This window comes from Nocardia sp. NPDC046473, assembly GCF_040645995.1.
Lineage (GTDB): Bacteria > Actinomycetota > Actinomycetes > Mycobacteriales > Mycobacteriaceae > Nocardia.
Window position 1 is genome coordinate 521,501 of the sequence record NZ_JBEYZJ010000005.1, and the last position, 20,627, is coordinate 542,127.

Annotated in this window: 12 protein-coding genes; 11 read left to right on the plus strand and 1 reads right to left on the minus strand. The window is 68.2% G+C overall.

The genetic code is table 11. The features are described 5' to 3' along the window. Window positions 1-97 precede the first annotated feature (97 nt). Window positions 98-730 carry a hypothetical protein gene (locus ABZ942_RS20385; RefSeq protein WP_357384132.1) on the plus strand — a complete coding sequence of 211 codons (633 nt, stop codon included), beginning with the start codon at window positions 98-100 and terminating at the stop codon, window positions 728-730. Here the strand turns inward: ABZ942_RS20385 and ABZ942_RS20390 are convergent. Continuing rightward, window positions 685-1,818 carry a BTAD domain-containing putative transcriptional regulator gene (locus ABZ942_RS20390; RefSeq protein WP_357384134.1) on the minus strand — a complete coding sequence of 378 codons (1,134 nt, stop codon included), beginning with the start codon at window positions 1,816-1,818 and terminating at the stop codon, window positions 685-687. The genes ABZ942_RS20385 and ABZ942_RS20390 overlap by 46 nt on opposite strands. Window positions 1,819-2,160: 342 nt before the next feature. On the opposite strand from ABZ942_RS20390, the gene ABZ942_RS20395 reads away from it, so the two are divergent. From ABZ942_RS20395 to ABZ942_RS20440, 10 genes are all read left to right on the plus strand, one after another. Next, window positions 2,161-3,093 carry a LysR substrate-binding domain-containing protein gene (locus ABZ942_RS20395; protein ID WP_357384136.1) on the plus strand — a complete coding sequence of 311 codons (933 nt, stop codon included), beginning with the start codon at window positions 2,161-2,163 and terminating at the stop codon, window positions 3,091-3,093. Between the two features lie 208 nt (window positions 3,094-3,301). Continuing rightward, a complete protein-coding gene (locus ABZ942_RS20400) occupies window positions 3,302-4,915 on the plus strand; it encodes an AMP-dependent synthetase/ligase (RefSeq protein WP_357384138.1) in 1,614 nt (537 codons plus the stop codon). Between the two features lie 150 nt (window positions 4,916-5,065). Continuing rightward, complete coding sequence (locus tag ABZ942_RS20405; protein ID WP_357384140.1) at window positions 5,066-6,316, plus strand: NAD(P)/FAD-dependent oxidoreductase; 1,251 nt, start codon at window positions 5,066-5,068, stop codon at window positions 6,314-6,316. Next, on the plus strand, window positions 6,313-6,918 hold the full coding sequence (locus ABZ942_RS20410) for a GDSL-type esterase/lipase family protein (protein ID WP_357384142.1): 606 nt from the start codon (window positions 6,313-6,315) through the stop codon (window positions 6,916-6,918). Before ABZ942_RS20405 ends, ABZ942_RS20410 begins: the two co-directional genes overlap by 4 nt. A gap of 31 nt (window positions 6,919-6,949) precedes the next feature. Continuing rightward, window positions 6,950-13,303 (plus strand): SDR family NAD(P)-dependent oxidoreductase, encoded by a 6,354-nt coding sequence (locus ABZ942_RS20415; RefSeq protein ID WP_357384144.1) that lies wholly within the window; start codon window positions 6,950-6,952, stop codon window positions 13,301-13,303. 167 nt (window positions 13,304-13,470) lie between these two features. Further along, window positions 13,471-15,501 carry a beta-ketoacyl synthase gene (locus tag ABZ942_RS20420; protein ID WP_357384146.1) on the plus strand — a complete coding sequence of 677 codons (2,031 nt, stop codon included), beginning with the start codon at window positions 13,471-13,473 and terminating at the stop codon, window positions 15,499-15,501. Next, window positions 15,498-17,060, plus strand: coding sequence for a PfaD family polyunsaturated fatty acid/polyketide biosynthesis protein (locus ABZ942_RS20425; RefSeq protein WP_357384148.1), 1,563 nt, complete (start codon window positions 15,498-15,500; stop codon window positions 17,058-17,060). The genes ABZ942_RS20420 and ABZ942_RS20425 overlap by 4 nt, the downstream gene beginning before the upstream one ends. Further along, on the plus strand, window positions 17,057-18,745 hold the full coding sequence (accA, locus tag ABZ942_RS20430) for an acetyl-CoA carboxylase carboxyl transferase subunit alpha (protein WP_357384150.1): 1,689 nt from the start codon (window positions 17,057-17,059) through the stop codon (window positions 18,743-18,745). Before ABZ942_RS20425 ends, accA begins: the two co-directional genes overlap by 4 nt. Continuing rightward, on the plus strand, window positions 18,745-19,242 hold the full coding sequence (locus ABZ942_RS20435; RefSeq protein ID WP_357384152.1) for a biotin/lipoyl-containing protein: 498 nt from the start codon (window positions 18,745-18,747) through the stop codon (window positions 19,240-19,242). The genes accA and ABZ942_RS20435 overlap by 1 nt, the downstream gene beginning before the upstream one ends. Beyond that, window positions 19,239-20,621: an acetyl-CoA carboxylase biotin carboxylase subunit gene (locus tag ABZ942_RS20440; RefSeq protein ID WP_357384154.1), complete on the plus strand. Its 1,383-nt coding sequence runs from the start codon at window positions 19,239-19,241 to the stop codon at window positions 20,619-20,621. Before ABZ942_RS20435 ends, ABZ942_RS20440 begins: the two co-directional genes overlap by 4 nt. The last annotated feature ends 6 nt before the right edge of the window (window positions 20,622-20,627 follow it).

Sequence of the window (20,627 nt, forward strand, 5' to 3'; positions counted from 1 at the left end):
CGACGGACGTGCCGAGCTCTTCGTACCCAACGCAACCACCGAAGATCGAGCTATCAATCGAGGTGACGATCGGTATCGGCGGCCGCACGCCGATACCATGCGCGAGCTTCTGCCCTTCGCCGTCGCCGTCGGCAACGCCGATTTCAGATCCCTGCGTGACCACGCCCACACCGACGACCAGCCCGCGCCCGACCGTATCGGTGTCGCCGCCGACGACCTCATCTCGAACCCCCACCCCGACAACAGTTTCCACATCGAAGCAACCAACGGTAACCACCCGCTCAACCACCCCGACATCGCCGCCCCGCCCCTCCATATCCTGCCGCCCGACAACAGTCCAGCCCTACAGCCAGCGAACAACAACACCGCCGACAACAGCCACAACCCCGACCCGAACCGCTCCGACCCCCACTCGCCCAACGCAAACCACCTCGACCCGCCCAACGCAAACCACATCGCCGTCCGCGCACCCCACCCCACTGCGCTGAACTGCTGCCCGCAAAAGAGAGCGCCGAAACCGACCACCGCCGCGGATTCCCAGCGCACGGGCAGTGCGCGCTTGGGGGCGAGGAACGGGGGTGCAGACCATGTCTGCGGTCCAGGTGTTGACCAGCCGGTCTCGGCTGAGACCAACTCTCGCCCCACCCACCAACGGTCCACTAACGACGCACCAACGGCCCGCCCTCAGCCCGGCGAATCCAACGGCACCAGCGTGAACGTCAGCTCGTAGTCGCCGATCCGGATCACCGCCCCGTCGATCAGCACAGCGGCATCGACAATCCGCATCCCGTCGACGAAAACTCCGTTCGAGGACAGCAGATCCTTGATCAGGTAGGTGATCCCGTTGTGCATGATCGCCGCGTGATGCCGACTGACCTTGCCGTGCTCGAGCACGATGTCGTTGTCAGGCAGTCGCCCGACGCGGGTGACCGTGCCCGAGACGGTGTAGGTCTGGCCGGAGCGTTCGCGCAGCAACGCCGTTTGCTCGCCGGCACTCTGCTCGACGATGGTCGTCGCGCCGATCGAGGCCGCGGCGGCCCGCGCGCGGCTGTCCAGGGGATCCTGGCGCAGGATGCGTGCCTCCAACTCGCGGATCGGCAGGCTCGGATCGATGCCGAGCTGGTCGGCGAGGGTGGCGCGCAGCCTACGGGTCGCGTCGAGCGCGTCGGACTGGCGGCCGTCCACGTACAGGGCGGTGATCAGCTGTGCCCAGAGTGGTTCGCGCAGTGGGTATTCGCCCACGAGCAGGGCGAGTCCGGACACGACGACATCGGCCCGTCCCTGCGCGATATCGGCCTCGGCGCGCGCCTCGATGGCGCTGAGCCGGTCATCGTCGAGCACCGTGGCATACGCGTCGGCGAAACCGAGCCCGCGTAGATCGGCGAGTACCGGCCCGCGCCACTGGCCGAGCGCATTCGACAGCAACTCGCTGGCCATCCGAAATTGCCCAGCGCTCAGCGCCCGCAACCCGGCTTCCTTACCCATCCGGAACCGCTGCACATCGCTGGCGCCTTCGGCCACCGTGACCCGATAGCCGAGACCGACCTGCGCCAGTACCGAACGTGCATCGATACCGTTGTCACGCAACGGCTTGCGCAGATTGGAGACGATCGTGTGCAGGCTGACCCGGATATCCGGCGGCGGGCTGTCCTCCCACACCGCCTGCGCCAACGCCTCCACCGACACCGGCCGATTCGCATTGATCACCAAATACGCCAATACCGCCCGCTGCTTCGGTCCGCCGAGAGCCTGCCCGACACCGTCGATCACCAACTCCACCGCACCGAGCACACCGAATTGCGCGCGACCCTCGGTCATAGCCCCTCCTCCCGACACGACACCACCCACACGGTACCGAGAGAACGCGGTCATCGGTGCGACCCGCGGCCGCGAAACGCGCGTGCCGAAATGGCTTCGCCGACGGTGTTTTGCCTGGCCCGCAACGGTTTCCGGCCACTGTCAGCTACTGGAGGGCTTGCCCTCCGATGCCCGATCGGGGATGCTGGATGGTCACGGGATTCGACTTAGCACATGCCACTGCCGGACCGGGGCGAGTTCACCCGCCCGCAACTGTCCCGGCAACATCCGTGCGATCGCGGTTCATCCGGGGTTACCCGACGCGGCCTACCTTTCGGAGTACGCGGAAAAGGAGCCGGCGGCATGGAGTTCCGACATCTGGTTTCATTCATCACGATTGCCGAAGAGCTGCATTTCGGCCGCGCAGCGCAGCGCTTGCATCTCACGCAGCCCAGTCTCAGTGCCCAGCTACAGAAGCTGGAGAAATCGCTTGGCGTGCAACTGGTCGCACGCAACTCACACGAGGTCAAGCTGACCCCGGCGGGACGGGAGTTCGAGAGTCAGGCCCGGATCATCGTGGCCCAGATGGACCGGGCCGCCCAGGTCGCGAAGGCGACCGCGGAGGGGCGGGCGGGCACGCTCAATATCGGCTACAACCTGCCGGCCAGCAGGCATGTGCTGCCGGAGGCCCTGACGAAGATGACCGAGCAGCATCCCGACATCGTGGTGTCGCTGTGGGAGAAGCGCACCGGGCCACAGTTGGCCGCGCTCTCCGACGGCTCGCTTGACCTGGCGCTGGTGTACGGCCACCCGAGTACCACCGATTTCCGGTATCGACGTCTGCTGCATCGGGTTCCGCTGGTGGCGGTGGTCGGCAGGCGGCACCGGTGGGCCGACCGGCCCGGCGTGCCGTTCGCCGAATTGGAGGGCCAGGAGTGTGTGCTGTTCGCGCGCGAACAGTGTCCGGCCATGTACGACTCGATCTTTCGCGCGGCGGCGGATACCAGGATCACCCTGTCGGTCGCGCAGACCGCGGACGATCCCGGCGCCACCGCGCACATGGTTTCGGTGCGGCCGCTGGTGGGGTTCGCCTCGCTGCCGCGCGCGATTTCGATGGGTATGGGTGCGCCGGGGAGTAGTTCGGTGGCAGTGAAATTGCTCGATCCGGTGCCGACTTTGGATTTGTACGCGGTGTGGCGTGCGGACGAGTCGAATCCGGCGGTATCGCTTTTCCTGGAGTGCGTGGATTCACCTGACTCGGCACGCATCGATATTGCCCGCGCGGTGTCTGCTTAGTCTCTTCGATAGGCTGTGACATTCGCGCGGTAGGAACCGCGATATCGACCGGGCCGTAATAAGGTGCGGGCGACCAGAATTCGACATTGTGAACACGGAGTTTACCCACGCCGTCGGCTCCGCCGGCTGCCGTCCCCCAAAGTCTGTCAGCACAGTGTCCAGCACCGAGAATGGAATCGACCTTCCGGACGACGCGAGTTTGTACTCGGTGATTTCCGGAGCGGCCGCCGAACACCCGCAACGGCTTTCGCTGTGCGGCGCGGACGGAACGCAACTCACCTGTGCCGACGTCGATCGGCAGGCCCGCGCATTGGCCTCGGCGCTGGCGGCGCGCGGGGTGGCGGCAGGGGATCGGGTCGCGATCCTCGGCCGCACCAGCTTGGAATGGGCGCTCCTGGATTGCGCTGTGCTCGCGCTCGGCGCCGTGGTGGTCCCCGTATACCCGACCTCCTCGGCGTCGCAGATCGAGCACATCCTGTCCGACAGCGGCAGTGCGTATTTCGCCGCCGAGGACGCTGCCGACGCCAAACGGCTGCGGGCGGCGGGCGCCCGAGAGGTGTGGACCTTCGCCCAGCTCGCCACCTGGGCGGGCGGCGAGGTCGACCCCGATCTCGCGGAACGCCTCGCGGCGGTGCGCGCCGAAGACCTGGCCATGATCGTCTACACCAGCGGCACCACCGGAGTTTCCAAGGGCTGCTTGATCACTCACCGCAACATGTTCGTCTCCTCGGCCAACACGGTGCGCCAGACCGGCACCATGTTCGACGGGACGACCGTGCTCGCCCTGCCGCTGTCGCACGTGTTCGGCCAGACCATCCTGTTCGCCTGCCTGGCCGGCGGCAGTCAGACCCATCTGCTGCCCGGCATCCCCGATCTGGTGCCGGTGCTGCCGACGCTGCGCCCGACCTTCCTGGCGCTGATTCCGTTCGGGCTGGAGAAGATTCGCAAGTACTGCCGAACGATGCTGTCCGGCACCGAGGAGCAGGAGGCGGTGGCGCGCGGGCTGGAACTGCTCAGCGCGCAAGGCACCCCGGAGGACTCGGAACATCCGGTGGCCGCGGCGCTCGGCGGCCGGCTGCGCTACGTCATCTCCGGCGGCGCCTCGCTCGACGATTCGACCAGTGGCTTCTTTGCGGGTTTCGGTGTGGTGCTGCTGAACTGCTACGGGCTCACCGAGGCGGCGACCGCGGTGACCGTCAGCGCGCCGGCGACCAACCGCCTCGGCACGGTCGGCAGGCCGATCCCGGGCACGTCGGTGGCGATCGCGGAAAGCGACGGCGAGGTGCTGGTCGGTGGCCCGCACGTGTCGCCCGGCTACTGGGGTGCGGCCGCCGACCAGTCCGTCGTGGACGACGAAGGTTGGCTGCGCACCGGCGATATCGGTGAACTCGACGCCGACGGTTACCTGCGCATCACCGGCCGCAAGAAGGAAATCCTGGTGACCTCCGGCGGCAAGAATGTCGCGCCCGCGCCGCTGGAGGACCGGCTGCGGCTGCACCCGCTGGTGAGCAACTGCATGGTGGTCGGCGACGGCCGCGACTTCGTCACCGCGCTGGTGACCCTGGATCCGATCCAGCTGCTGCGCTGGCGTGACGGCAGCGCCGAGGGTGATCTGTCGGCCGCCATCCAGTCCGCGGTGGACGACGCGAATTCGCTTGTCTCCAGAGCAGAGTCGATTCGAGCATTCCGGATCGTAGACGGTGATTTCACCGTCGAGGCCGGATTGTTGACTTCGTCACGGAAATTGCGCAGGGCCGCCATCGCGGCCGCATATGCCGCAGATATCGACGTTCTCTATCAGGCTCGGCAGCCCGCGCTATAAGCCCTGCGTCGGTGCTGCCCGGGCCGAAGCCGGACTGGGTAGATAGGCCGTGCCAATCGCCCGATGAATTACGGCTGCGCGCGGTGGTTCCCGCCCCGGCGCGGCCACAGACTCGAATTCAGAATTCGACTACCGGAAAGTGATGCGAACATGTACGACGTCATCGTTGTCGGAACTCGGGTCGCGGGTTCCCCGCTGGCCATGCTGCTCGCCAGGAAGGGCTACCGGGTCCTTGCCGCGGACCGCGCCACCTTCCCCAGTGACACCCCGTCCACCCACTACATCCACCAGGCCGGCCTCGGCCTGCTGCAGTCCTGGGGCCTGCTGGACGAGGTCGTCGCCTCCGGTGCCCCGGCGATCCGGCACCTGAACTTCTCCTACACCGACATCGTGATCAAGGGCTTCGCCGACGTGTCGGCCGACGGCATCGACGCCGTGTACTGCCCGCGCCGCACCGTGCTGGACAAGATCCTGGTCGACGCCGCGGGCAACGCGGGCGTCGAGGTGATCAACGGATTCACCGTCAACGAGCTGGTTTTCGACGGCGACCAGGTGGTCGGCATCCGCGGCCAGGTCGGCGAAGGCGCCGAGCAGGAGTTCCGCGCCACGTTGGTGATCGGTGCCGACGGCGCGAACTCGACGGTCGCGAAGGCGGTCGGTGCCGAGGTCTACGAGGGGTCCCCGGCGGCCTGCTTCATCTACTACTCCTACTACGACGGCGTCGACTGGGGCATGCAGCACCGCACCGGTTTCGGCGAGCAGCAGTTCGCGGCCTGGCCGACCAACGACGGGCTTTCGCTCGTCGCGGTGATGCGAAAGCGGGATCGGTTCCGCGAGTTCCGCACCGACCCCGATGCCGGCGTGCAGGAGATCGTCTCCCAGATCGACCCGGAACTCGGTGCGCGCCTGAAGGATACGGGCAAGCGGGTCGAGCAGTTCCGGCCGATGCTGTACCCGGACAACTACCGTCGCCGCTCCTTCGGCCCCGGCTGGGCGCTCGTGGGCGACGCGGGCTACCACAAGGATCCGTTCACCGGTTGGGGCATCACCGACGCGTTCAAGTCGGCGCAGCTGCTCTCGGATCTGGTGCACGAGGGCCTGTCCGGCGACCGTCCGATGGAAGACGTGCTCGCCGAGTACGAGCGGGAGCGCGACATCCAGAGCGCCAGCACTTTCGAACTGACGCTGAGCATTTCGGAGCTGTCGCTGACGCCGTACTACGACTCGGTGTTCCGTGCCACCAGCTACGACGCGGAGTACACCAAGGGCTTCTTCGGGCTGATCGCCGGAATCTACTCGCCGGAGAAGTACTTCGGCGAGCAGGAGCTGGCCGATCTGTACGAGAAGGTCGACTTCCCGGCGGCCGCACGGCATGTCACCAAGGATGGGGTTTCGGCATGAGGGTCCCCGGCCTAACGGCAGTGGGGGACAGCTTTGTCGAGGGCCGCGGCGATGCCGCGGCCGGGGGCGGGTACCGGGGTTGGGTGCCCAGGCTCGGCGGGCAGCTCGGCCTGCGGCCCGCCGCGGTGCGCAACTTCGGCGTGCACGGCGCGACCACGACCGTCGTGGTGGAACAGCAGCTGCGCCTTGCGGTCTCGGCGCGGGCAGGCCTCTACGGCGTGGTGGTCGGCGTGAACGATCTGGTCAGCGATTTCGACGAGAGCCGGTTCGTGCGCAACCTCGGCACCATCTTCGGCGCGTTGCGTGCCAGTGGCGCAACAGTGTTCACCGCGAGCTACCCCGATATCCCGGCACGGCTGCCGGTACCGGACGGGTTCCGTGGCCTGCTGCGCGAGCGGTTCGCCTTCGCCAATACCGCGCTCGGCGAGGTCACCGCCGACACCGGGACGCTGCTGCTGGATATCGCGACCCAGCCGGACTGGGCGCTGCCCGAGGTGTGGACCGCCGACGGCCTGCACCCGAGCTCGCTCGGCCACCACATGTTCGCCGCGGGCGCGGCCGAGCTCATCGCGTCGCGTACCGCGACCACCGTCGCCGCCTGATCTTTCTCCATCCGGTTCGAGAGGAACTTTCGTGACAGACGACAGACGCCTGGCGCGCAACCCGATCGCCATCGTCGGGATGTCCGGGCTGCTGCCCAACGCGCACAACCATCGTGAGTACTGGCAGAACATCGTCGACGGCGTGGACTGCACCACCGAGGTGCCCACGTCCCGATGGAGCCTCGACGACTACTTCGACGCCGATCAGGACGCCCCGGACAAGACGTACTCGCGTCGCGGCGCCTTCCTGCCCGATATCGAGTTCGACCCACTGGAATTCGGGCTGCCGCCGAACCAGCTCGAGGTGACCAGCACCATGCAGACGCTGAGCCTCGGCGTGGCCCGTGATCTGCTCATCGACGCCGGCGCCGTGGATTCCACCTGGTACGACCCCGGCCGGACCGGCGTGGTGCTCGGTACCACCGGGCCGGTGCCGTTGATGCACCCGCTGGCAGCGCGGCTGTCCACGCCGGTGCTGAAGGAGGCGGCGCGCTCGGTCGGGCTGTCCGATACCGACGCGGACGCGATCGCGGACAAGTTCGTCGCGGCGTTCGCGCCGTGGGAGGCGAATTCGTTCCCCGGCCTGCTGGCCAACATCACCGCGGGCCGGGTCGCGAACCGGTTGGGTCTCGGCGGCATCAACTGCACCGTCGACGCGGCCTGCGCGGCCTCGCTGGCCGCGCTGCGGACGGCGATCGCCGAGCTGCAGGACGGCCGGGCCGACATGATGATCACCGGCGGCGTGGACACCGAGAACACCATCTTTATCTATATGTGCTTCAGTAAGGTGGGCGCGCTGTCGTCGAGTGGGCAGATCAGCCCGTTCGCCTCGGACGCCAACGGCACGCTGCTGGGCGAGGGCATCACGATGCTCGCGCTGCGCAGGCTGGAAGACGCACGGCGCGACGGCAATCGGATCTACGCGGTGATCCGCGGGCTCGGGTCGTCCAGCGACGGACGGGCCAAGAGCATCTACGCGCCGCGGGCCAGCGGGCAGCGCGTCGCACTCGATCGGGCCTACGCCGACGCGGAGTGCTCGCCCGCCGACGTCGCGCTGATCGAGGCGCACGCCACCGGCACGCCGGTCGGCGACAAGACCGAGCTGACCGCGCTGAAAGGGCTGCTGACCGACGCGACTTCGGAGCCGCGCTTCGCGGCGCTGGGCAGTGTGAAGTCGCAGATCGGGCACACCAAGGGGGCCGCAGGTACGGCGAGTCTGATGAAGCTGGCGTTCGCGCTGCACCAGAAGGTGTTGCCCGGCACCATCAATGTGTCCGCGCCCAATGCCGAGATCGCCTCGGAGGACGCGCCGTACTACGTGAATACGCGAACCCGTCCGTGGATTCGTGATCCGCAACGACCCGTGCGCCGGGCCGCCGCCTCGGCATTCGGCTTCGGCGGCACCAACTTTCACGTTGTACTGGAAGAGGCCGACTCCTCGCGCGACGAGCCGGTGCTGCACCGGACCGCGCGAGCACATCTCTGGCACGCGCCTGATGTCGCCGCGCTGGTGGACGCGGTGCGCAGTATCGACCCGGTCGACGGTGGCGACATTCCAGAAGACCACGCGCGCATCGGATTCGTGTCGGTGGACGACGAGAGCGCCGAGCATCTGCGCACCCTCGCCGTCGATGAGCTGGTGCGTCGGCCGGACGCCGCGACGTGGGATCACCCGGAGGGCGTGTACTTCCGGGCCGCCGCACTGCCGGACCGCAAGGTCGGCGCGCTGTTCGCGGGGCAGGGCAGCCAGTACGTCGATATGGGACTGGATGCGGCACTGAACAATCCGGCGGTGGGCGCGGCGTTCGACGCGGCCAACACCGCGTTCACCGGTGCGCCGGTGCGGGTGTCGTCGGTGGTCTTCCCGCCGCCGGCCTTCGACGAGGAGACCGCGCAGCAGCAGGAAACCGCCTTGCGCCGTACCGAATTCGCGCAGCCGGCGATCGGCGCGTTGTCCGCGGGACAGTTCGAGGTGCTGCGCGGGTACGGGTTCCGGGCCGACGGTTACCTCGGCCACAGCTTCGGTGAACTGACCGCGCTGTGGGCCTCGGGTGCGCTGGGCACCGAGGAGTACTTCGAGCTGGCCAGGGCGCGCGGCGTAGCGATGACGCCGGAGGAGGGTGTCGAGGCGGGCACGATGGTGTCGCTCGGTGCCTCCCGGGCGACGGCGGAGGAACTGGTCGACGGCGTCGACGATGTGTGGATCTGCAACCACAACGCGCCCGATCAGGTCGTGATCGGCGGTGGCACCGAGGGCGTTGCCGCCGTGGTCGCGCGCAGTGCCGAGCGTGGCGTGGCGACCCGGGCGCTACCGGTATCCGGTGCGTTCCACACGCCATACGTCGCGCATGCGGTGGCGGCGTTCGCGAAAGCGACTGCCACGGTGTCGATCGGCGTTCCGGACGCTCCGGTCTACGCGAACACACCCGACGCGCATTACGGCAGTGACGTCGCGGCTAATCGGGACCTGCTCACCGAACAGCTCAGCAAGCCAGTGGAATTCGCGTCGGCACTGACGGCGATGCGTGCGGCGGGCTGCACGGTATTCGTAGAGTTCGGTCCCAAGCAGGTGCTGACCTCACTGGTGCGGCGCACCCTCGGCGACGACGTGGTCGCCATCCCCACCGATTCCGGGCCGATCGGCAACAGCGATCTCGCATTGGCGCGGGCCGCAGTCCGGCTGGCCGTGCTCGGCTTCGGTTTGCACGAGATCAACCGGCACGCGGCCCCGTCCGCGGTGCGGCACCAGCCCGGTCGCGCGATGACCGTGACGATGTCGGCGCCCGAATACGTGCCCGAGAGTCGCCACGCGGCGTACGCCGCCGTGCTGGACGACGGATACCAGGTGAGCCTGGCAGCGCCGGCCGCCCCCGTGACTACCCCTGTCGACACCGTGGTCGATCGCCAGCCGGAAATACCGGCTATGGCCCCAACTTTCGCCGAAGCAACGGAGACCACCGTGTATCAACCACCGCAGTCCTACGACCCGGGAGCGGACGCGCTGGACAGCGCGCTCGTGCAGCATCTGCAGACGCACCGCCAATTCCTCGACGGACAGCTGGATATGGCCCGCGGGCTGGCCGGTGTGCTCAGCGGTGGGTCGCTCGACGACGCGATGGTGCGGGCGATCGAGGCCGTCAAGGATCACGGTGTCGCGATCAGCGAGAGTCATTCGCGGGCCAGTGATGTGCTCGCACAATTGGCGGAGCTGGAAAGCGGTTTCACACCGTCGGCGCGGCCTGCGGCTCCGGTCACCCGTCGGGTCGAGTCGGCGCGGCAGCCTGCGATCGAGTCGGCGCCGGAGCGACGGCCGCTGACGACGGCTCCGGTCGTAGAGCAGCGTCCGCCGGTAGCGCCCGTGGAAACTGTTGCGGCACCGGTCATTACGGAGACACAGACCAACGGCAACGGATCGCATGCACCGGTCGCCGAAGCAGACGACCAGGTGTCGGCCGACGCGCTGCGGCGGGCGTTGCAGGAAGTCGTGGCGGAGAAGACCGGTTACCCGGTCGAGATGGTGGATCCCTCGATGGATCTGGAGGCCGATCTCGGCGTCGACTCCATCAAGCGGGTGCAGGTCATCGGTGCACTGCAGGAGCGTTTCCCGCACCTGCCGAACCTCGGCCCGGAACAACTCGGCACGCTGCGCACGCTCGATCAGATCGCTGACCTGCTGGGTGAGTCTGAGCCGAATGGACCTGCTGTTTTTCTGAGCGGGACTGATTCGGCTCCGAACGGAACGGCTCCGTCCAACGGTTCCGAACCGGCCGATGCGGGCGCACCTACCGGTGACATCCTGCGACGTGCACTGCAAGAGGTCGTGGCCGAGAAGACCGGTTATCCGGTCGAAATGGTGGATCCGTCCATGGATCTGGAGGCCGATCTCGGCGTCGACTCCATCAAGCGAGTGCAGGTCATCGGTGCACTGCAGGAACGGTTTCCGGACTTACCGAGCCTCGGCCCGGAGCAGTTGGGCACGCTACGCACCCTGGATCAGATCGTCGACGAGCTCGCCACGTCGGTGGGCGGTGATGTCCACCCAAAAGCTGAGGCCGCGGCCGAAACGCCGCGGCACGCCGTCGAACTGATCACCCTGCCCGCGCTGGACCGGGCCGTCGCGCCCTACCGCGCGGACGCGGGGGTCGCGCTCTTGGATCTCACCGGAGAGTCGGAACCTGACTGTGCCGCACTCGAATCCGCGCTCCGCGGGCTCGGATGGGTGGTCCACCGCGTCAGCGGCCCGGCCGAGGTGTCGGAGCTCGGCTCCCTCGAGGTATGCCTCGTGATCGTGGGCAGCGGTTCGGCAGAATGGGATTCGGCACAGCGGTGGCTCGGTGAGACTATTCTCGCCGCCGGTCAGGCGGTGCCGCTGCTGCAGAAGGCAGACGACAGGGCAAGTTTCATCACAGTTACTCGTCTCGACGGCCACCTCGGCTTCGCGGGTACCGCTGATCCGGTGGGCGCGCTGCTCGGTGGCGTCGGCGGGGTCGTGAAAACGCTTGCCGCCGAACAGCCGTCGCTGTTCTGCCGAGCACTGGACATCGACCCTGGTGTCGCGCCGGACAAGCTGGCCGATCTCGTGACGGCCGAATTGTTCGACGCGGCACGGGACACCCTCGAGGTCGGGATCGACGCGGTAGGGGAGCGGCGGACGCTGGTGCCCAGTGCGTACGCGGCCACCAGTTCTGTGACCATCGTAAGTCCCGGTGCCGAGCAGCAGCCGAGTCTACTGACGGCGGAGGACGTGCTGCTGGTTACCGGCGGCGCGCGCGGGGTCACGGCGACGTGTGTGAAGGCACTGGCTCCGCGCAGCGAAGCGCGATTCGTCCTGCTCGGTCGATCCGAACTGGCTCCTGAACCCGACTGGGCGGCAGGGGTTTCCGATGCGGAGCTCAAGTCCGCGGCGGTTCGGGCTTTGGCGAGCACGGGAGTCAAGCCTCGGGAGATCGAGCGCGCGTGCTCGGGAGTGCTTGCCGCCCGGGAGATCCGTGCCACGCTGGCCGAATTGGGTTCGCGGGCGGAGTATCTCGCGGTGGATGCCACCGACGAGGCCGCGGTGCGGACCGCGCTCGAGCCTTGGCACGACAGCATTACCGGTGTCGTGCACGGGGCCGGCGTACTTGCCGACTCGATGATCACGGACAAGACCGCCGAATCCATCGGACGCGTCCTCGAACCCAAGATCTCCGGACTGGCCACCGTGCTCACAGCGCTCAGCGAGCTGCGGCACCTGGTGCTGTTCACCTCGGTGGCGGGTTTGTTCGGCAACGCGGGTCAGGCCGACTACGCCGCCGCGAACGAGGCACTGTCCCGGTTCGCGGTGAGCTGGCGGCGGCATCATCCCGACTGCCACGTCACCGCGATCGACTGGGGCGCCTGGGACGGCGGCATGGTGACTCCCGCGCTGCGGGGCCACTTCCTGGCCCGCGGTATCGCGCTGCTCGATCCCGAGATCGGCGCGGCGGCCTTCACCGAGCAGTTCACGGCGGACCACCGCGAGGACACCGTCGTCCTCATCGGTCCCGCGAACGGGCTGTCCGGTGACAGCGGAGTCGAACCGAGCGCCGTCTGCGCACGGCGAGTCTTGACCGGGCTCACCGACGAGCCGGTCATCCAGGCCCACCGCATCGGCGAACACGTCGTGCTGCCGGCCACTTTCGGCCTCGGCGCGATGATCAACCTCACCGAACGCAGCCTGACCGGCCGAACAGTGGTCGGGGCCAGGGACTTCCAGGTACTCAAGGGCATCGTGTTCGACCACCCCGTGGACGAGCTCGAACTCGAACTGATACCCGGTGCGTTCGCCGACGGCCGCACCCTGATCGAAGCGAACATCCGCAGCGGCAACGTGCTGCACTTCCGGGCAACGCTACTGCTGGCCAGCGGAGCGGACAAAGCGCCGAACAAGCTGATTCCGAGCGGATCGGCCAGCGACGCCGACATCTACCGCGACGCCATCCAGTTCCACGCGCCGGCCCTGCAGGGTCTGCACCTGGTGCGGGCCGCCTCCGACGACGCCATCGTCTTCGAATGCTCGCTCCCGGCAACACGAGTGGCGAACGGCGCCTACGCGGGCCGCCTGCACGACCCGGTCCTCGCCGACCTGATCCTGCAAGGGCCACCGGTGCTCGGCTACCGCCTGCTGGGCGGCGCCTGCCTGCCCCTCGGGGTCGGCCGGGCCGACTACTACCGGCCACTGCCCACCGACGAGACCTTCCTGCTCACCGTGGACAACCCGCGAACGGGACGCGTCGATGCCCGCATCGACGCCACCGCGACCACGGCGGACGGCGCAGTGCTGCAACGATTCTCGGACGTCACCGTGGTGACGACACCGGATCTGACAGAGAAGTTCCAGACCTCGGTGAGGCGGTGGATGGCATGACAGTCCTGGAGTTCGACGGAATACCGTTCGATCCGGTGGCAGGTGCTCGGGTGGCGCCTGCTGGGGCGTCGGCAGCGCAGGTGAATCAGGCGGCCGACGTGGCGGCAGCAGGCGGCGGGGGGAACCCGATCACGTCATCGCGAAGTGACCGACCGAACGGTGACGCGGTGGCCGTGAGGTCTGAGAACGGTGGCGTTGCGGCCGATCGGGGCCAGTACCAGAAGACCGGGCGGCTGATCGACACCGATGCGGTCAGAGATGCACGAGTCTTGCAGCCGCTCAGCGAGATTCGATCCGGCGTCGTGGCGGCGCACCGCGCAGCGCTGACCGCTCAGGTGGCGTTACAGCGGGCGGCCTGGCAGCGGACGCTGCGGACGGCGACCTCCGCCCGAGTGGCGAGCGCCGACACTGCTGCGGCAGCGAGTGGTGTCGGTGAGGGCAGCGGGTTCTCCGGCGACGGTCGCGTGAGTGCCGCTCGTGGCGAGCGAACGGCCCGCGGCGGGCTCTCGAATGGCATCGGATCCGCTGGTGTCACGGACGCCGAGCAGGTGGCCGCCGCAGGCGAATCGGCGTTCAAGGCGCTGGCTCGCACTCGGCGCAGCAGGGTGGACCACGCTGCCCTGGTTCGCCTCACCGAGTGTGACGTGGTCAGCGTGTTCGGGGCCGGGCATCAGCGCTCCGGTGTCGTCTCGGTGGCGCGGCTCGCCGCGGCGGAGCCCCTGGTGCTTACCGAGGCGGCGCTCGAGTTGCGCGGTGGTACCGGTAAGGGGCGCGTAGTCGCGCAATTCGACGGCGACCCACGTGCGGCCGCGGTACAAGCGGCAGAACTGTTCGCACTTTTCACCGGCATGCACCTATGCCTCTCGGCGAGCACGCTGGCCGCAGCGCCGGTCAATGGCTCGATCCAGGGCATCACTGGCGGAACCTTGGAGCTGGTTGTCACCGACATCGACTTGGTGCCACGGCCGCACGTCACCGCGACGGCGAATATCGCCGGTACCCAAGGGGAGTTGCAGGTCACCGTCACGGTCGTGGAAGCGGTCGGCGCGGGCGTGGGGCCGGGCGAAGCCGCACCGAGCCTGCTGCTCAACGAATTCCACATGACACACCTGGCGCGCGGCGATCAAAGCATCGCCATGGGAACGGAATTCGCCGAATACACCGGCGTGCGGGCAACCCGCCTGCCTACCGGCGGCTTGCTGCTCGTCGACCGAGTCATCGAATTCGACGGTGCGCGTGGGCGATTGGACGGTGCGGCGTACACCACCGAGTACGACTCACCCGCCGACTCCTGGTATTACGGTGACACCGCCAACGAATCCATGCCGCACTTCGTCTACATGGAAACCTCGCTGCAGGCCGCGCTGCTGATGGGCTACTACGCCGGGCCGACGCTCACCCAGCCCGGTGTCACGCTCAGCCTGCGCAATCTCGGCGGCACCGCGACGGTGTTGCGGCAAGTCGACCTGCGGGACAAGACGATCGAGCAGTCGTCGCGGTTGCTGTCGACCACGATCCTGCCCGGCTCGTCACTGCAGACGTTCGACTACACCCTGGCCGTCGACGGCGAACCGTTCTACACCGGCGAGACCATGTTCGGCTACTTCAGCGACGAAGCCCTGGCCAACCAGACCGGCCTCGACGCCGGACGGGCTGCGCCGACCTGGCTGGACGAACACGCGAACACACCGACCCGGACCATCGACGTCGCCGCTCGACGCGCCGACCCGAACGCCGAGCTGTGCGCCCGCCGGACCCTGGCCCTGATCGACCACATCGACGTAGTCGACGGCGGCGGCAAATACGAAGCGGGCTACCTGCATTCGCTGCGCGCGATCGACCCGTCGGACTGGTACTTCGACCGCCACTTCCACCTCGACCCGGTGATTCCGGGTTCGCTCGGCGTGGAATCGGTGATCCACGCGGTGCAGGAGTGGATGCTCGACGCCGGATTCGCGGACTCGCTGCGCGATCCGGTCTTCCGTATCCCCGCCGACCTGCCGTTCAGCTGGCGCTACCGCGGCCAGTTCCTGCCCACCGACGGCACGGTGGAGCTGGACGCGCACATCAAGAAGGTCCGGCGCGGACCGAACGGCGTCACCGTCATCGTGGACGGCTCGCTGTGGAAGCCGGGCCTGCGCATCTACGAACTCATCGACCTCGCGGTCGAACTCGTCGAGCGAGAGGACGGCCGATGACCACGTCCCGGATGAGTGCCGTCGCGCAGACGGCCGACGACATCAGTGCGCTGTTGCTCGATGTGCGGCAGCCGGTGTGGCTCGTACGCTATGACGGCCAGGTGGGTGCGACCTCCGACGCGGGCATCGTGGCCCGCTCGGAGGTCCTCACCGCGGTCGCCCCGCTGCCGCCGGAACTGCTCGGCGACAAGCAGTTCCACGCCGCCCACGGCGTGCGAGCCGCCTACGCGACGGGGGCGATGGCCAATGGGATCGCCTCTCCGGCACTGGTTTCGGCGATGGCACGGGCGGGGTACCTCGCCTCGTACGGTGCCGCGGGCGTGACGCCTGCGACGATGGACGCGGCGCTGGCGGAGCTCAGCGCCACCTTGCCGGGAATGCCCTTCGCCTGCAACCTGATCCACAGCCCGTCCGAACCGGCACTGGAGCGGGCGATCGTCGATTCCTGCTTGCGTCATCAGGTGCGCTGCGTGGAGGCCTCGGCGTTCATGGGCCTCACCGCCGAGGTCGTCCGCTACCGGGTCGCCGGGCTCGGCGTCGATCGGCACGGGCAGCTCGAGGTGCGGAACCGGCTGATCGCCAAGGTCTCCCGCGTCGAGGTCGCCGAGCCGTTCCTGCGCCCGGCACCGGCTGCTCTGCTGCGTCAGCTGGTCGCGTCGGGCGATGCGACGGCCGAGCAGGCGCGGCTGGCCGAGCAGGTGCCGATGGCCGACGACATCACCGCGGAGGCGGACTCCGGCGGCCACACCGACCGCAGGCCGCTGCTCGTGCTGCTGCCGGAACTGATCGCCGCGCGCGATCGGAGCACCCTGCCCGCCGCCGCGGCGGTACGGATCGGCGCGGCAGGCGGTATCGGCACACCCGCTGCCGCGGCTGCGGCGTTCGCACTGGGCGCCGCCTACGTGGTGACCGGCTCGATCAATCAGGCCACCCGCGAGGCCGCGCAGTGTGACACCACCAAACAGCTACTGGCCCGAGCGGATTTCGCCGACTGCACGATGGCGCCGTCCTCCGACATGTTCGAGCTCGGCGTGCAGGTGCAGGTGCTACGCCGGGGCACCATGTTCGCCGCCCGTGCGCAACGGCTGTACGACACCTACCGTGCGTACGCCGGAATCGACGATATCCCAGCCGAACTACGCCGGGACCTCGAAGCCACGTTGTTCCGGCGGCCACTGGACACCGTGTGGCAGGACTGCGTCAGCTACTTCACCGAACGTGACCCCGCGCAACTGGTCGGCGCGGCCGAGGACCCCAAACGCAAGATGGCCCTGGTGTTCCGGTGGTACCTGGGCCTGTCGTCCGGATGGAGCATTCGCGGCGAAGCCGACCGGGTCGCCGATTACCAGGTGTGGACCGGCCCCGCGATGGGTGGCTTCAACAACTGGGTCGCCGGGACATACCTGGCCGCGCTCAGCAACCGGCACGTCGCCGACATCGCCGACCAGATGATGCTCGGTGCGGCGTATCTCACTCGAATCGCCCAGCTACGCACCGCCGGTGCCCGGTTGCCCGCCGACTGCACCCGATTCGTTCCGCGACCGATGGAGCACCCATGACGACACTGGAGACCGGTCCCGATACCCAGACCTCGTGGATGGTGTGCCCGTCCTGCGGCGCCATGATCTACGCGAAGCGCTACGACCGGGCCGGCCGGGTTTGCCCGGACTGCGACGGCCACGGCGTGCTGACCGCCGACCAGCGCATCGAGGCGCTGGTCGATCCGGACTCGGCGCACCGCATCGAGGTCGCCGCGACGGTGCGAGATCCGTTGGAGTTCAGCGACTCCCGGAGTTATGGCGAGCGGCACGCCGAGGCGCAGCAGCGCACCGGCATGACCGACGGCATCAGCTGCGTCCGCGCGGCCATCGGCGGTGCCCCGGTTGTGTTGGCGGTCATGGATTTCCGGTTCCTCGGCGGCAGTCTCGGTGTCGCGGTGGGTGAGGCGGTGACGACCGCCGCGGAGGCGGCGCTGTCCGCCCGTGTGCCGCTGGTGCTGGTCACCGCTTCCGGCGGTGCGCGCATGCAGGAGGGCATCCTGGCGCTGATGCAGATGGCCAAGACCAGCCAGGCCCTGCGCGATCTCGATGACGCGGGCGTGCTGACCATTTCGATGATCACCGACCCCACCTACGGCGGCGTCGCGGCCTCCTATGCCACCTCCACCGACATCATCATCGCCGAACCCGGTGCCCGCCTGGGCTTCGCGGGCCCGCGGGTGATCCAGCAGACCATCGGGGAGACGCTCCCGGTCGGCTTCCAGACGGCGGAGTTCCTGCTCGAACACGGTGTGGTAGACATGATCTGCCATCGCTCAGCACTGCGCGACCGGTTGGCTCGGCTGCTCGCCCTGGCCGCCGATAGTCCGCGACGGATCGATTTCGTCGAGTCGACCCCGCCGGTGCGGACGGATCCCGCGCAGCTTCCGGTCCGTGAAGCGTGGCAAAGCGTTCGTGCGGCAAGGGAATTGGGCCGTCCGACGGCGCTGGACTATCTGGCGGCCTCGTTCGACGAGTTCGTCGAGCTGCACGGCGACCGGCTGTCCACCGACTGCCCGGCGATGATCACCGCGCTCGCCCGCCTCGACGGTGCGCCGGTGGTGGTGATCGGAACGCAGAAGGGCCACACCGCCACCGAGCTGTCCAAGCGCAATTTCGGGATGCCGACACCGGGCGGGTATCGGAAGTCCGCGCGAGTGCTGCGACTGGCCGCCAAACTCGGCATTCCCGTGATCACCTTGATCGACACCGCGGGCGCTTACCCCGGTATCTCCGCGGAGGAACAGGGCCAGGCGGTCGCGATCGCCGAATCCTTGAAACTGCTTGCCGGACTGCCTGTTCCGGTGGTCGCCGTAGTGACCGGAGAGGGCGGTAGCGGGGGAGCGCTTGCGCTCGGAGTGGCCGATCAGGTGCTCGTGCTGGAGAACGCGGTGTACTCGGTGATCAGCCCGGAAGGGTGCGCGTCGATCCTGTGGAAAGACTCCGCTGCCGCCCCGCGCGCGGCCGCCGCGCTACGCGTCGACTCGACCTCCCTGCTCGAACTCGGCGTGGCAGACGCGGTGGTGCCGGAACCGGACGGCGGCGCGCACCGCGACCCGGTCGCCGCTGCGGCGCACCTGCGCCAGGCACTCCGGCACGCCATTTCGGGTCTCGGCGCACTGCCGGTCCGGCAACTACTCGACCAGCGGCACAACCGATTCCGTGCCTTCGGTCTGCCTCGCACGACGAACCATCAGGAGATGTGATGACCGAGTCCCTGACCACCGAACCGGTCGGCTGCGCGCTGACCGCGGCCGATGCTGATCGTGCGCTGACCGTGCTGTCCCGGCATGCGCTGTCCGTGCGTGCGGAGACGGCACCCACGTCGGTGACAGTGGCCAATGGGCCACTGGTGCTGCAGATCAGCTGGGATGCCGAGTCGTCCGTGACGGAGACAGTGGCCGCAGCGTCAGTCGCTGTTGTCGAAGCCGCTCCGGTCGAAATAGCATCGGACGTAAATACTTTCACCGTAGTTTCCGAAACCGTCGGCGTGTTCTACCGCTCCTCGGAGCCCGGTGCCGCGCCGTTCGTCACCGAGGGTGATCCGGTCCGGGCAGGCCAGCAGATCGGCATCGTCGAGGCCATGAAGCTGATGATCCCGGTGACCGCGACCCGCGAGGGCCGGGTGGCGGAGTTCCTCGTCGACAACGGCGAAGCGGTCGAGCACGGCGCGCCACTGCTGGTGCTCGAGGTGGTGCGGTGACGACCCGGACGATCCGTAAGGTGCTGGTCGCCAATCGCGGCGAGATCGCCGTCCGGGTCATCCGCACCTGCGGTGAACTCGGCATCGAGACGGTCGCCGTATATTCGGTCCCCGACGCCGATTCGGCGGCGGTTCGGCTCGCCGACCAGGCGGTTCGGATCGGACCCGGTCCAGCCAAGCGCAGCTACTCATACATCCCCGCGATCATCGAGGCGGCCAAGGCGACCGGTGCGGACGCCATCCACCCCGGATACGGATTCCTTTCCGAGGACCCGGATTTCGCGGAGGTGTGCGCGGCCGAAGGTTTCGTCTTCGTCGGCACGCCTGCTGCCGTCATGGCCGACCTCGGCGACAAGTCGACCGCGCGCGCCCTGATGGACGCCGCCGGCTTGCCGCTGTTGCCCGGCAGTCGCGATCCGCTCGAAACCGCCGAGGACGCACAGACTCTCGCCGACAGCATCGGTTACCCGGTGATCATCAAGGCAGTCGCGGGTGGTGGCGGGCGTGGCATGCGGGTGGTGCGCGATCCGGCCGATTTCGCGGGCGCGTGGCAGGAGACCCGGGCCAACGCCACCGCCGTCTTCGGCGACGGTCGACTCTATGTCGAGCGTTATCTCGACTCGGCTCGGCACATCGAGGTGCAGATCCTCGCCGACAGCCATGGCACGGTCGTCCACCTCGGCGCACGGGACTGCTCGCTGCAACGTCGCCATCAGAAGCTCGTGGAGGAGTCACCCGCGCCCGGTCTATCCGATGAACTGGTCGCGCGCATCGGTGCCGCCGCGGTTCGCGGTGCCGAGGCCGTGGGTTACGTCGGTGCGGGCACCTTCGAATTCCTGCTCGATCCCGAGGGCCGTTTCTACTTCATGGAGGTGAACTGCCGCCTGCAGGTCGAACATCCGGTCACCGAGATGGTCACCGGTACCGACCTCGTCGCCGAACAGTTGCGCATCGCCGCCGGACTGCCGCTCACGCTGTCCACGGAATCCGCCGTGCCGCGGGGTGTCGCGATCGAATGCCGCATCAATGCCGAGGACCCGAACCGCGATTTCGCACCGGCTCCCGGCACACTGACCGAGTGCGTGTTGCCCGGCGGGCCGTTCGTTCGGATCGACACCCACGTGGGCCCCGGCTACGCCATTCCACCACATTATGATTCGCTGCTCGCCAAGATCATCGTGTGGGCCCCCGACCGGCCCGCGGCGATCGCCCGCATGCGGCGTGCGCTGGCCGAAACCCGTATTCGCGGCACGGGGATTGCCACTACGGCCGAGTTCCTGCACGACATCCTCGACCATCCGCGCTTCCGGGCCGCCACCCACGACACCGCCTTGATCGGCACTGCCACCAGTTCTGGGGGCACGAGAGCGGCCAGTTGAATTGCC